This is a genomic window from Candidatus Binatus sp., from assembly GCF_036567905.1.
Lineage (GTDB): Bacteria > Desulfobacterota > Binatia > Binatales > Binataceae > Binatus.
In genome coordinates this window covers 40438-53874 of sequence record NZ_DATCTO010000089.1, presented here as the reverse complement: position 1 = coordinate 53874, position 13437 = coordinate 40438, and the positions used below count along the sequence as shown (strand labels likewise).

The following is a 13437-nucleotide window of genomic DNA, read 5'->3' as shown; positions in this document are numbered from 1 at the left end:
CGCTCGTGTCCGCCGGCGCCTGCGTCGTCGTATGCCGCTCGACTACGTGCCAGTCGTCGTCATCGGCGCGAATCGAATTCGCGCCGATGACGACGACGCCCGCGAGCATCGCGAATGCCGCCAGCGCCATCGTCCGATGCCGGCGCGCGAGCGCCGCCGCTGTCGTTTCGATTGACTCCCTCAATTCGTTACAGCACCGCGCGACGACGACGATACCGACTGCGCGTACTTGGCCATCACGCCGCTCTTATAATGAGGCTCCGGCGCTTTCCAATCCTTCAGCCGCGCCTTGATCTCCGCATCGGTAAGATCGACGTCGAGTCTGCGCTTGGCGATGTCGAAGGTGATTACGTCGCCGTCGCGAATCGCCGCGATCGGTCCGCCGACCGCCGCTTCCGGCGCGACGTGTCCCGCCATCAGGCCGTGCGTCGCGCCTGAAAAACGCCCGTCCGTCAGCAGTCCGACCGATTCTCCCAGGCCCTGCCCCGACAGCGCCGCCGTGACGCCCAGCATCTCGGGCATCCCGGGCGCGCCGCGGGGTCCCTCGTAGCGGATCACGACGACGTCGCCGGCTTTGATCTGCTGCTTCGACACCGCCTTGAACGCATCGTCTTCGCAGTCGAAGACGCGCGCGGGCCCGCGATGCGTCATGCGTTCATGGCCCGCGACTTTCACCACGCATCCTTCCGGCGCGAGGTTGCCCTTGAGGATCACGAGCCCGCCGGTTTGCTTGATTGGCTTCGAGATTGAATGCACGACTTCCTGCCCCGGCGTCTCGCGCGCCGCGTCGGCTTCGACCCCGATCGTTTTGCCCGTCACGGTGAGTTCGCCTTCGTGGAGCAGCCCGGCTTCCTTCAGGCGTTTGGCGATCAGCGGAATCCCGCCCGCCTTGTACATGTCGGTGGCTAGGAAACGGCCGCCCGGCTTCAAGTCGGCGAGGATAGGAGTGCGCGAGCTGATCCGGTCGAAGTCGTCGATGTCGAGCGCGATTCCCGCTTCGTGCGCGATCGCGAGCAAGTGCAGCACCGCGTTGGTCGATCCGCCCGTCATCGCGACCGCCGCGATCGCATTCTCGAGCGCCTTCCTGGTGATTATCCGGCTCGGCCGAAGGTTGCGCTTGAGCAAATCGACGACGAGCCGCCCAGCCTGGAAAGCGCTCTCGGGCTTTTTCGGATCGGTCGCAGGAATGCTGTTCGAGCCCATCGGCGAGATGCCCAAAAGCTCGGTCGCCGTGGCCATCGTGTTGGCGGTGAACTGGCCGCCGCATGCGCCGACCCCGGGACACGCGACATCCTCGAGCCGCTTGAGGTCTTCGAGCTTCATCTTGCCCGCCGAATGCGCCCCGACCGCCTCGAACACGTCTTGAATCGAAACCTGCTGATCGCCGAAGCGCCCGGGCTGGATCGATCCGCCGTAAATCATCAGCGAGGGCAGGTCGAGCCGCTGCAACGCCATCACCGTCGCCGGGATCGTCTTGTCGCATCCCGACATCGCCACCACGGCGTCGAACAGATGCCCGCGCACGGTGAGCTCGATCGAGTCGGCTATCACTTCGCGGCTTATGAGCGACGCGCGCATCCCAGCCGTGCCCATCGAGATTCCGTCGCACACGGCGATCGTGTTGAATTCGATCGGCGTCGCGCCGGCGGCGCGAATACCCCGCTTCACGTGCTCGGCGAGATCCCGCAGATGAGCGTTGCACGGCATGATTTCGATCCAGGTATGCGCGACCGCGATCAGCGGCTTGCTCAGGTCTTCGTCGGTAAAGCCGACCGCCTTGAGCATCGCGCGCGCCGGCGCGCGCGAGGGACCATCGACCAGGACGCTGCTGTTGGATCGTAGAGAATTTTTGTTGTCGTTGTCTGCCATGTGTCCTTTGTTTTCCTGCCGCGACCGGATCGGCGGCGCTGAACTAATCAAAAGCCGATTAATGATTTGTATAACAGCGCGCGCCCCCGCGAAATCCCAAGTCAGGGCGCCGCGGCGCGTGCGGGCTGCATAGCGGGCGGGGCGCTCGACGCGGAAGCGAAGCAGGAGTACGAGGCGGTCGGCTGGCGTCAAAGCTGCGCATTTGACTTTGGACTGCGCCTTATACGATGAACTCAGTGAGGGCACTACTTTCATGCCGTGTTGCGCATTCGCAGCGTTCATCGTCAGCCAGGTCGTGCTCGGCTTCGGCGTCATCAAACGATTTATGCTGAGGTCGGGCGATACGCTCGATGATGCGCCGAGTAATCCCGCGACTGAGTGGCGATTGATCAGCGCCGCGCCCGCGTTCACGGCGCCGCAGTCGAGTCGCCGCCTGGGACTGCGCACACTCGCGATTGCCGCATCGATAGAGATTCTGCTCGCGATCGGCGCCGCATACGGCTACCAGCTGCACACTCATCATCACCACGATCTCGCCAGGGTCGCGAGCGTGCCGGTTCCCGTTTGCATCAGATAAGGAATCGAGGAGAACAGCCGTGGTCGTTATACCAGGCGATATCGCTCAGGCATTCATTCGAAGAGAAGCGGCCGTCGGGCCGGTGACCTCGGCGCGTCATCGCCGGACTGCGATGATCTACGCCGCGATGTGCGTGCTCGGCCTGCTGCCGACGATCCTCGGCATGTCGCCGTCGCTGCAGGCCGCGGGGCTGGGCCTGTGGATTCCCGGCGGCGGATTCCTCGCGGTCGGGGGATGGGCGGTCGTGCTGTTTGTGCTGACCCTGGCGCTGTTCGCGCTTGCGGTGTTCGCATGGTTCGGCGCCGGGATGGTGATTGCGCCCGTCATCGTATGGCTCGGGTCGGCGCTGCTGGCCGGTAAGATGGCAGGCGAGCAAAGCTGGTTTCTCGCGCCATATTTCGTCGCCGCGATCGTCGCGGGGATCGGCATCTATTCATATCGGCGGCAGCAGGCGCGCAAGACCGCCGAGCTTGCGAAGCTCGAGGCGCGCAAGCGCAGCATCGGGACGGCGATCGCCGAGGCGATCGAAGTTGCGGCGCCAGTGCCGGCAATGGCCGAGCGCGAACTCACGCCCGACGACCTCGCGTCGTCGCGCTACGGGCTCGATCGCGCGCTCCAGCCGGTCGGTCAGATGAACGGCTACGACAAGGTCGATCAGTTCCAGACGGCGGCGCTGCGCTATCAGATCAATCACCTGGGTTACGGCCTGGGCATGCTGCAATGCATGTACACGCCGAGCTTTCATGGCTATCTCTCGCAGGCGCAGCGCAACCTGATCGAGCTGTATCTCGATCGCCGAATCTGGGGCTACTGGCTATGGGAGTCGGCGTGGGGAAATTTGAATCTAAGCGATCCGGATCCCGCGGCCAGGGACAACATCATGCTCACCGGATGGTTCGGCATCCAGCTCTGCATGTACATCTCGAACACCGGAGACCGCCGCTACGCCGAGCCCGGCAGCCTGCTGTTTCGGCGCAACCTGCATCGCGTGTTCCATCACGACGCGCACACCATCGCGCAATCGGTGGCCAAGAATTTCCTCGATTCGGAATTCTGCCTCTATCCGTGCGAGCCGAACTGGGTCTATCCGATTTGCAATCACTACGGGATGACGTCGCTCAAGATTTACGATCGCGTGTTCGGCACAAAATACGTTCCGAGCGTGCTCGATCGATGGCTCAAGAATCTCGACACCGAATTCACCGACTACAGCGGCAGCATCATCGGGCTGCGCTCCTCGCTGACGGGAATTCGTTTTCCATTTCCGGCGGCAGATGCGGGCTTCGCGGGATTCGAGAATTGCTTCGCGCCCGATCGCGCGCAGCGGATGTGGGCCACGGCGCGACAGGATTTGAAATACATCATCAAGTCCGATGAGACCGGCGCGAAACGGCTTTCGATCCCGGGAAAGGGATTCGATTTTGGCAATTACAAATCGGGCTATGCCGGCGTGTACGCGATGCTGATGGACACCGCGCGCGAGTTCGGCGATTACGAAATTGCCGATGCAGCCCTGCGCGCGCTCGATCGGGATTGTGGCCGCGCCGATGACGGCGGCGTACTGCGATATTCGAAGGGCTCGAATCTCTCGAACGCGATGGCGATGCGCGCGCGCATCCATCGCCGCGACGACTTTCGCAGGACCATCGCGGAGGGCCCGCCCGAGCCATCCTTGCGCGGACCGATTCTCACCGATGCGAAGTATCCCGACGTGTTGGTGGCGCGCGCATTCAGCAACAGCGACGATCTCGACCTTGTGCTCTATCCGGGCGCGAAGCCTGGTCCGCACGAGATTCGCATCGAGCGGCTGCGGCCGGGCGCCAAATACGCGATGCGCCACGGCTCGGAGCACGCCTTTACGGCTGACCACAACGGCACGGCATCGCTATCCGTCGAGCTGCACGGCCGCACGCCGATCCATATCGTTCCGGCAAACTGATTGGAGGAACGAAGAGCTACGGCAGCGGCGGGGCAGTCACCGACCCCGAGGCGCTCCGCTGCCAAGGGATTTGCGGGCGGCGCGCTTCCGTAGCCGCGGCAAATCGGACTCTTCGATTTGGAGTCTGCGTCAGTTGCCTTTTCGAGGTGGGTAAGCCGAGACGTTCAGACCCGGACCGTCTGGAAGAACCTGCGAGACTGACGGGAACTCGACTCCGCAAAACGATCCAGCCGGGAAAAATCGCGCGCCGCCTGCACCGACTGCGGTTCCATGGCGCGAGAGCGCCGATGCGAGATGCACCGCGGTGCTCATGCCAACCGCGCTCTCGATAGAATCTGTGACCACGACTTTGATTCCGGCGGTCGCCGCCAGTCTCGCAATCTCGACGCATCGCGTCGGGCCTCCGAGCCGCGCTGCCTTCAAGACGAGGTAGTCGGCGCCGTCGTGTTCGATAAACGCGCTCAGCGCGGCCGCGCCGCTGAGTGATTCATCGAGAGCAAGCGCAACGCCGGTGGCATCGCGGAGCCGGCGCATGTCGCCCGGTTGCGGCGAGCGCAAAGGCTCTTCGAGGAACTCTATGCCGTATGGCTGGAACGCATGCAGCGCAACCTCAGCCTGATCCAGCGTCCACGCGCGGTTCGCATCGAGACGGATTGAAAAATCGCTTCCGATCGCCATTCGTAACGATGCAACTTTGTTCGCGTCTACCGCGATCGGGCTCGCCCCAACCTTGAGCTTGAAGGACGTGTGCCCCTGGCCGACAGCAATGCGCGCTTGGCGAGTCACCTCCTCGGGCGTCTGGCCTGCCAGCAGCGCGCAGACCGGCACGGGGCCGATCGATTCGCATTCGATCCCGAGCAGGGAAGCCATCGGAACTCCGCGCAAACGCGCGCTGAGATCGAGCAGCGCGGTGTCGAGCGCGCATGTTGCGGCGGGTGTAAGCGGAGAGCCGCCGCAACTATTCTCCTCAATCAGGCGGCGCAGCTGGTCGGGACCGCGATGGCGATCGACACTTTGAACGATCGATTCGAGCGCGCGGCGCGTTTCTCCTATTTGCTCACCGCCGAGCCAATACGCGGGGCTGGCCTCACCCATTCCCCGCTCACCGGAGTCGGATTCTACCGTCAACACGAATCCGTCGCGCGATCCGATTCGTCCGCGCGCAGTCGAGAGCGGCCGCACGAGGCGCACGCGAAACGGAGTGATAGATGCGGCCGCGATCTTCAAAGGATGAGCGCCAGGGTCAGCAGCAGGCCGTAGGTCAGATGAAGCGCGGCGGTTCGCGCGAGGCTCTGATTCAACTCCGTCCCGGTGCGCCGGCAAATCGCGCGTATTTCCCCAAACGCGAGCGGCGCGGCTGCGATTGGCAACAACAACATCGCGCCGCCGAGCCAGGCGAGCACCGGCGTCATCAGGAACGCAATCGCAACCAGCCCGGCGTACTCGGCCCGTGCGAAACCTTGCCCGAACTGCACCGCAAGCGTGCGCTTCCCGGCGCGGGCGTCGGTGTCGACGTCGCGTAAATTGTTCACGACCAGAATTGCGGTGACCAGGCATGCAATCGGAATCGAGGCTGCGATCGAAAGCGAGGTCGCGGCGCCGGTCTGAAGAAACACCGTCCCGTTCACCGCCGCGAGACCAAAAAATACAAACACGAACGCATCGCCCAAGCCGTTGTACGCGAGCGGCCAGGGTCCGGCGGTGTATGCGATCGCCGCCGCCAGTGACACGATCCCGATGCTCAGAATCGGCCATCCACCGACCGATACGAGGTAGCATCCGACGAGCGCCGCAAGACCGAGCACGCCGAGCGCCGCGTTCCTGACCGTCGAAGGCTCGACCAGGCCTGCCTGCGTGACGCGAAGCGGTCCGAGCCGCGCGGCGGTGTCGGCTCCCGCGACGAAGTCGAAATAATCATTGGCGAGGTTGGTGCCGATCTGAATCAGCAATGCCGCGAGCAGGGTCATCAGGCCGAGCATCGCTCTTAGGTGGCCGGTGCGCTGGGCCAAAGCCAAACCCACCATCACGGGCGCCGCGGCAGCGGTTAAAGTCCGCGGTCGAGCAGCGGCAAGCCAAACCGAAAAGCCCGGCGGATCCAAATTTTCGATCGCTTGACCGCTCACGGCACGCGCTTGAACCTCGAGAAGTCGGGCTTGCGCTTCTGGTTGTAGGCGTTGCGGCCCTCCTGCGCCTCTTCGGTCATGTAGTAGAGCAAGGTGGTATTTCCAGCCAGTTCCTGGATTCCCGCCAAGCCATCCATCTCGGCATTGAATGCCGACTTGAGGCATCGCAGCGCCATCGGGCTTTGAGCGAGAATCTCGCGGCACCACTGGAGGGTCGTCTCTTCTAATTGCGCCAGTGGCACAACCACGTTGACCAGTCCCATATCGAGCGCTTCGGCCGCGCTATAGCGCCGGCACAGGTACCAAATCTCGCGAGCTTTTTTCTGACCGACGAGCCGCGCGAGTTGCGACGCGCCGAGGCCGCCGTCGAAACTTCCGACCCTGGGACCGGTCTGGCCGAAGACCGCGTTGTCGGCTGCAATAGTCAGATCGCATACTACGTGCAGCACATGACCGCCGCCGATCGCGAAGCCGGCCACCATCGCGATGACAGGTTTCGGGATGCTGCGAATCAGCTTCTGCAGGTCGAGCACGTTGAGGCGCGGAACGCCGTCGGCGCCGACGTAACCCTGCTCGCCGCGGATGCGCTGATCGCCACCGCTGCAAAAGGCCTCAGTGCCCTCACCGGTCAGGATGATCACGCCAATCTCGCCGTCTTCGCGCGCGCGCCCGAAGGCGTCGAGCAACTCCGTGACCGTGAGCGGACGAAATGCGTTGCGAACCTCGGGGCGGTTGATCGAAATTCGCGCTATTCCTTCGGCCTTTTGAAATTTGATGTCTTTGTAATTGTGCACGTCATGCCATTCGATTTGCACTGCGGTTCTCCTTAAAGTGTTGGATTAAGTTTTTATTTTTTACGGTTTGCGGCCAAGAAAATCAGCGACGACGCGGTTGAATTCGTGGGGACGTTCGAGATGCGGTGCGTGACCCGCGCCGCCGATCGCTTCAAAGCGCGCATCACTGGCCAGAGCGGCGATTTGCTCGCCGATGGCGGTGAACTTGAAGTCCAGCGCGCCCGCGATCGCGAGGATCGGCATGCGCAGTGCCGGTAATTCGCCGCCGAGCCATGGCTGCGCACCAGTTCCCATGCCGCGGAGACTTCGCGCAAGCTCTTCGATGCGGCAGCCAAGCCGCTCACGTCGCAAACGATCGATCCTTTCGGCCGGCATCCGCGCCATCGACTCAAACAGCGGTATCGACTCCCATCGTTTGACGAACGCTTCGATTCCGGCGCTCTCGGCGAACGCCGCCAGCTCCGCGTCGGCGTGTCTCCGAGCTGCCCGATCGCCGCAGTCCGCGATACCGGGAGAAGCGCTTTCCAGCACCAGCCGGTTGATATGAGCGCCGTAATTGAGCGCGATAAACAGCGCGAGCCTGCCGCCCATCGAGTAACCGAGGATCGAGAAGCGCGGGACTGCGAGAACCTCCGTGAGCAAGCGAATCACCATCGCCGCCGCGTGCTCGATCGAATAATTTTCAACGTCGATTCCGACTCGAGTGCCTCCGTGTCCGGGCAAATCGATGCTGACGACGCGCCGGTCCGGCCGGAGTTGCTCGCGCAGTTCGCGCCAACTTTCCTTGCTGCCGGTAAAACCGTGCAGCAGGACGACGGGATCGCGCGCCGCCATCTCCGGCGACAAGGCGGATGGACCTTCGTCGCTGAATTCGACGGTCGCAGTGCCGATCGCAACTCGACGATTCATCGGATTGTTCCCTGACCGGGCGCGGCGCGAACCCGGCTGAGCGCCGTCACGATCAGCCGGCGATGCATCGCGAGGTTGCGGGCTCGATCGCCTCGAACCTCGAGCAAGTGCAAGCCGCGATGATCGAGAGCGTGTCCGACCGCGGCGTTGAATTCGCTCCACGAGCCAGCGCGCGCGTATCGTGCCCGGCCCAGCGCGGCAGCATCCTCGAAATCAAGTCCGTGCGGGGTAGCGAAGAAGGTTTCGAAGCTGTCGCCGAGCGAGGCCTGGGGCAGAAATGAGAAAATTCCTCCGCCGTCATTGTTAATCACGATCACGAGCAGATGGACGGGGTAGCGCGCCGCGATTTGCAGGGCGCCGATATCGTGGAGAAGGCTCAGGTCGCCCAGCACGAGAATGGTCGGTGCTTTTCTCGCGGCGGCCGCACCCAAGGCAGTTGCGAGTACTCCGTCGATGCCATTGGCGCCGCGATTGCAAAACAGAGCAGTGTCGCGGTCCGACTGTCCGACGAAGGTATCGAAGTCGCGCACCGGCATACTGTTGCCGGTATGCACGGCGCAACCGTCCGGCGCCAATCGCATCAGCTCGGCGACGACCTTGCCCTCGAACATCGTAGTTTCATCGGCGAGCATCGCGTCGAGCGCCGCGCGCGATCGCGCCGATGCCGCAAGCCACGAATCGAGCCACGGCGACATCTTCGGCGCGTCGTCGAGCGAGTCGCACAGCGAGTCGCACAGTTCAACTGTCCCGACTTGCGCCACGTCGGAGGCTATTTGAAGCGGATCGGGCCAGGTTCCCGGCTCCGCGACCATCAGGTGGGATCGGCGCGATCGCGAGGCGAGAAATTGTCCGAGGCACTTCGAGACGGGAGGATCGCCGAACTGGATCACGGCGTCGGGCTGATTAGCCTCGCAAAACGCCGGGTCGCGGAGCAGAACGTCGTAGGCATCGACGATCCTCGATCGGTCGTGACGGCCGGCGCGAAGACCCGACAATGGATCGGCGAGGATCGGCCAGTTGAGCCGCCCGGCGAGCCGCACAATCGAGCAGGCCGCATCGGGCGATGGCGCGGCAGGGCCGCATACTATCAGACCTCGATCGCAGCCGCGCAGCTTGTCGGCGAGCGCGCCAATCGAATCAGGCGGCAGACTCGGGCGCGCGGGATAAACCCGCGCGTACGGCGAGCGCGATTTATCCGCCGCGGATTCGCTTTCACTGATGCGTGCAAGCCGTTCGCGCTCCTCGCTCACGTCGATCAGCGGCTCTCGCATCGGCAGGTTCAGATGCACCGGTCCGGCCGGCATTTCCGTTGCGGTGGCGAACGCGCGGCAAGCGATCGTCCGGTAATAGTTGTCGAGATCGAGGCCCGCGGCGGGAGTGGCGAGATCGACGCTCCATCGCGCGTGACTACCGAACATCCTGACCTGATCGATGGTCTGTGCGGAGCGGCAATCGCGCGCCTCGGGCGGACGGTCGGCGGTGATGACGATCAGCGGAATCTTCGACAGGGAAGCCTCGACGACTGCGGGCATGTAGTTGGCGGCGGCGGTGCCCGAGGTGCATACGAGGATGACGGGGCAACCGGTCTCACGCGCCATCCCGAGCGCAAAGAATCCGGCGCTGCGTTCGTCGAGGATGACCCATGGCCGGACTGCGGGCGCGCGGAGCAGGCCGGTGACGATCGCGGTGGAGCGGGAGCCCGGTGAAATACAGGCGTGGGCGACGCCGCATCGGGCGAACTCCTGCATCATGAGGGCGGCGGCGCGGCTATTGGGATTACGCGATGGTTCCAAGGGCGGTGGTGTCCTATTTGAAATTCTTCGCTCGCCCGGCATATCCGCGCTCAGGAATGCGAGATATGACGGCTTCCGTTCGAGTACCACACCGACGTTTCGCGGTGATGACGTCATTTCTGGATGTCTTCGTGGCACTCTGGTTTCCCAGGGGGGACAGCTACCCGCTGGCCATTCTTCTCTGCGTTCGCATAGAAATTGCGCACATAATCAGCTCCCGCTTTTTCGCACTCGGCTTTCGTCTTAAATCCGGAAGCGCCAATCGCGCGAGCTTCCAAGTGACAGCACAGTTGGCACAGTCTTTCGGGACCGTCTTCCCGGCTTCGGGAATGACGAGCGACCAGCTCACAAGCGAGAGCGCGGCAGCGTGGCGCAGTTTCATTGTCGATGGGCTCCTTCTCTCTCTGACGGGGAGAGCTTTGCATAAGCTCGGCGCACGAGTTCCGGAAAGAGGCAGAATCGTGAATCGCGCGCAGAATAGCGCGCTGTATAAGGACCCTCACCTTCATCCTCTCCCTAACAGGGAGAGGAAAAAGAGACTCGACCAGGTTATGCAAAGCTCTCCTAACAGGGAGAGGAAATGATGCGTCGATCAGGTTACGCAAAGTTCTCCTGCCAGGGAATCTTGCCTGAATCAGGGTATTACCCAAGGGTGGTGCTCCCGATGAGCGCGGTCAGCTTATTTTCAGTCTCCGCAAACTCCGCTTCGGAGTCGGAACCTGCGACGATCCCGGCGCCCCCGAAGAGATACATCGCGCTGCCGTCGATAACCCCTGCGCGCAGCGCGACTGCGAACTCACCCTGGCCTTTGGCGTCAATCCAACCAACGGCGCCGGTGTACCAGCCGCGCTCGGGTTCCTCGCGCTCGATGATTGCGCGGGCCGCTTGGCGCGGCACACCGCATACGGCGGGGGTCGGGTGAAGCAGTCCTGCCAGTTCGATGACGCTGCGAGGTTCACGCAAGCGGCCCTCGATCCGGGTGAACAGATGCTGCGCCTCGGGCAAGAGCATCAGGCGCGGCCGCGCGGAAACGTTCAACGGCGAAGCCACGGATTCCAGCGCTGACGCGAGCGCATTGACGACATATTGGTGCTCCTCGAGGTTTTTCTCCGAACTGAGCAGCGAATCGCCGAGCGCGCGATCTGCTGGAGGGTTGTCGCCGCGCGGCACGGAACCCGCCAGCGCACTTGAGGTGACAGTTTCTCCGTCGAGCTCGACCAGCCGTTCAGGCGTGGAGCCGACGAACGAGGTAGTCCGGGGGCTGACGAAGAAGTTGACGCACGAGGGGCGCGCGGCACGCGCTGAATCGATGAAACGTGCAGGATCGATTGGCGAAGCGGTTTCGATCGCCAGGCGCCGGGACAGCACGACCTTTTTCAGCGCGCCGCAAAGAATTTGCGAGCGGACGCGTTCGACGCGCTCGCGCCAATCATTGCGCTCCAGCGGCGTTGCCGCTGAAGGCCGGATATCCAAAAGTGGCGGCGGATTTGCGGACCGATGGCAAGGGTGCGGGGGCTGGAGCGCTCGTGCGAGGATACGATCGACTGAGTCCCTGTCGTCCTTTGCCCAAGTCATAGTCAGGGTGCATCGCGCGCCACGGCGGACCCACAAAAGCCTGGGTAGGAAGATCCATGCGGGTGGGAACTCGCGCCATTCGTGCGCCTGGCAGGCGCGATCGGAAAAGCCAAAGCCCCCGACCATCAAGGGGCCCTCGCCCGGATCACTGTAGCGACCTGGATTTAACGAGCAGAGAAGCTCGCGGGCGCGCTCGGAGGCATCGCGGAATCGGCCGGCGCCCGATGCTCGAAACTCCGCAACCGCACCGGCCGCGGCGATAGTCACTCCGTGGTCGGGCCGTTCCCAATAGAAGAGCGGAGCCGCGCCGGAGCGGCGGATCGCGCGGAGCAAATCGAGAGGTTCATCGACTGCGACTGTCTGGGAAAAAATCGAATCCGAATGATTCATCGCTACACAAATTTCCAGCGGTTATCGGTGTCCGGTGATGAGCTGCACGGCGCCGCCGAGAAGGCGGCGCTTATTGAGGTCGCGAAAGCCCGCATCGGTGAGCATCGCCAGCAAATGCGCCTCGTCGGGCAGGTAACTGACGGAGGACGGCAGCCAGGCGTATGCGTCGCGATCGACGAGCCGGCCCACGAGCGGCACGAACTTGTGAAAGTAGATGCGATGCCCGGCGCGGAGGATGGGCGAGGCGGGCGTGTCCACCTCGAGCAGCGCGATCTTGCCGCCGGTCTTCAGGATGCGGAAGCATTCGCGGAACGGGTCTTCCAAATTGGCGAAATTGCGCAGGGAAAAGCCCGATACGACCGCGTCGAAGGAGCCAGCACGCAGGGGCAAGCGGAGTGCGTCGGCGCGGATCAAGGTGGAACACACGGAGGGGCGGTTCACTCGCGCCACACGCAGCATCTCGTGGGAGAAATCCAGGCCCACGACGCGGACGCCGATCCTTGCGAGATCGGCACAGAAGTCCCCGCTGCCACAGGCCAAATCGAGCGCGCGAGAATCCCGCGGCAGCGCCAGCGCCTCGACCGCGTCGCGTCGCCAGCGCCGGTCCATGCCGAAGGTCATGAGGCGATTCATCAGGTCGTAGCGCGGGGCGATCCGATCGAACATCGCCTCGACCATAGCCGCCTTGGCGTTCGCTTCGGGCATATTCATCGATTCGCGAGCCGAAGCCTGACTTCTCCAGCCGTGCGCTGCGCGACCCGAAAAGCCTTCTTGTCGCCGCTATCCTTGATCCGCGCCAACGCGCGTCCGACCAGCAAGCGATGGAAGTGTTGCGCGACCAGCGAAACAACGATCGGCAGCATCTCGCGGAATGCGTCGGCGACCGCCTCGACGTCGTCACCGTCCCTGCGGCGGCCACGGACATAGGCGTTGAAAAGATCGATTGCCTCGTCCACCGTCTGGGCGGTCGCACGATGGTGCTTGACGGCGATCTCGAGCAGGCGGGTGATGGGCAAGCCGTGTTCTAGCAAACGCATGACACCGCGCGCGGCCTCGAGGTCGATGTCGGAGTAAAAGTTGTCGCCGGTTTCGCCGGCAACCGCTTCGCGCAGTTCGGATCTGTCCACCAGATCGAGCAGTCCCTTTGGAATCCCGAGCCGATCCGCGAATTGGGTGCTGGTGTAACGCGCCTCGCCGGCCTTTTCCTTGACGGCAGCGACCAGCGCTCGATCGACGACATCCTTCTTGGGGCTGTTGATGAGGGTCTTGACCACCTTGAGCGGAAGTCCGCGCGCGGACATCGAGCGGATCAGGCGCAGGCGCTTGAGATGCGAATCGCTATAGACGGCGGTGCGGCCGCGACGGCGGGGACCGTCGAGCAGGCCGAGGCTCTGATAATAGCGGATGGTATCCACGGGCAAGGCAGAAGCCCTCACCAGCTCGGGCAGGCTGTACGACTTCATGAGCA

12 protein-coding genes are annotated in these 13437 nt (G+C 63.4%); 2 read left to right on the top strand and 10 right to left on the bottom strand.

Annotated features, from left to right (window positions below):
* Positions 1–184 (bottom strand): hypothetical protein (locus tag VIO10_RS13690; protein WP_331965228.1); only part of this gene is annotated, 184 nt, incomplete at its 3' end.
* Positions 181–1869: a dihydroxy-acid dehydratase gene (gene ilvD / locus VIO10_RS13685; protein ID WP_331965225.1), complete on the bottom strand. Its 1689-nt coding sequence runs from the start codon at positions 1867–1869 to the stop codon at positions 181–183. The genes ilvD and VIO10_RS13690, both read right to left, overlap by 4 nt.
* A gap of 253 nt (positions 1870–2122) precedes the next feature.
* On the opposite strand from ilvD, the gene VIO10_RS13680 reads away from it, so the two are divergent.
* Both VIO10_RS13680 and VIO10_RS13675 read left to right on the top strand, forming a co-directional pair.
* Positions 2123–2446 (top strand): hypothetical protein, encoded by a 324-nt coding sequence (locus tag VIO10_RS13680; RefSeq protein ID WP_331965222.1) that lies wholly within the window; start codon positions 2123–2125, stop codon positions 2444–2446.
* A gap of 19 nt (positions 2447–2465) precedes the next feature.
* The gene (locus tag VIO10_RS13675; RefSeq protein ID WP_331965219.1) at positions 2466–4385 is read left to right on the top strand and encodes a hypothetical protein; all 1920 of its coding nucleotides are present in this window, start codon (positions 2466–2468) and stop codon (positions 4383–4385) included.
* Positions 4386–4514: 129 nt separating this feature from the next.
* Here VIO10_RS13675 and menC read toward each other — a convergent pair whose 3' ends face one another.
* From menC to VIO10_RS13635, 8 genes are all read right to left on the bottom strand, one after another.
* Entirely contained in the window at positions 4515–5612 is a 1098-nt protein-coding gene (menC, locus tag VIO10_RS13670) for an o-succinylbenzoate synthase (protein WP_331965216.1), read from the bottom strand.
* Positions 5609–6508 (bottom strand): 1,4-dihydroxy-2-naphthoate polyprenyltransferase, encoded by a 900-nt coding sequence (locus VIO10_RS13665; RefSeq protein WP_331965213.1) that lies wholly within the window; start codon positions 6506–6508, stop codon positions 5609–5611. The genes menC and VIO10_RS13665 overlap by 4 nt, the downstream gene beginning before the upstream one ends.
* A complete protein-coding gene (gene menB, locus VIO10_RS13660; RefSeq protein WP_331965210.1) occupies positions 6505–7323 on the bottom strand; it encodes a 1,4-dihydroxy-2-naphthoyl-CoA synthase in 819 nt (272 codons plus the stop codon). The genes VIO10_RS13665 and menB overlap by 4 nt, the downstream gene beginning before the upstream one ends.
* A gap of 39 nt (positions 7324–7362) precedes the next feature.
* Complete coding sequence (gene menH, locus VIO10_RS13655) at positions 7363–8211, bottom strand: 2-succinyl-6-hydroxy-2,4-cyclohexadiene-1-carboxylate synthase (protein WP_331965207.1); 849 nt, start codon at positions 8209–8211, stop codon at positions 7363–7365.
* Complete coding sequence (menD, locus tag VIO10_RS13650) at positions 8208–10004, bottom strand: 2-succinyl-5-enolpyruvyl-6-hydroxy-3-cyclohexene-1-carboxylic-acid synthase (protein WP_331965204.1); 1797 nt, start codon at positions 10002–10004, stop codon at positions 8208–8210. The genes menH and menD overlap by 4 nt, the downstream gene beginning before the upstream one ends.
* A gap of 642 nt (positions 10005–10646) precedes the next feature.
* Complete coding sequence (locus tag VIO10_RS13645) at positions 10647–11705, bottom strand: isochorismate synthase (RefSeq protein WP_331965231.1); 1059 nt, start codon at positions 11703–11705, stop codon at positions 10647–10649.
* 285 nt (positions 11706–11990) lie between these two features.
* On the bottom strand, positions 11991–12674 hold the full coding sequence (locus VIO10_RS13640) for a ubiquinone/menaquinone biosynthesis methyltransferase (RefSeq protein ID WP_331965201.1): 684 nt from the start codon (positions 12672–12674) through the stop codon (positions 11991–11993).
* Positions 12675–12676: 2 nt separating this feature from the next.
* Positions 12677–13432, bottom strand: a complete 756-nt coding sequence (locus VIO10_RS13635; RefSeq protein WP_331965198.1) for a MerR family transcriptional regulator — start codon at positions 13430–13432, stop codon at positions 12677–12679.
* Positions 13433–13437: the final 5 nt, after the last annotated feature.

What these genes read in the sequence shown, in the direction of transcription:
- ilvD (WP_331965225.1), bottom strand. Translation starts at nt 1,869, where the DNA reads ATGGCAGACAACGACAACAAAAATTCTCTACGATCCAACAGCAGCGTC.
- VIO10_RS13680 (WP_331965222.1), top strand. Translation starts at nt 2,123, where the DNA reads ATGCCGTGTTGCGCATTCGCAGCGTTCATCGTCAGCCAGGTCGTGCTC.
- menH (WP_331965207.1), bottom strand. Translation starts at nt 8,211, where the DNA reads ATGAATCGTCGAGTTGCGATCGGCACTGCGACCGTCGAATTCAGCGAC.
- VIO10_RS13645 (WP_331965231.1), bottom strand. Translation starts at nt 11,705, where the DNA reads ATGGTCGGGGGCTTTGGCTTTTCCGATCGCGCCTGCCAGGCGCACGAA.
- VIO10_RS13640 (WP_331965201.1), bottom strand. Translation starts at nt 12,674, where the DNA reads ATGCCCGAAGCGAACGCCAAGGCGGCTATGGTCGAGGCGATGTTCGAT.
- VIO10_RS13635 (WP_331965198.1), bottom strand. Translation starts at nt 13,432, where the DNA reads ATGAAGTCGTACAGCCTGCCCGAGCTGGTGAGGGCTTCTGCCTTGCCC.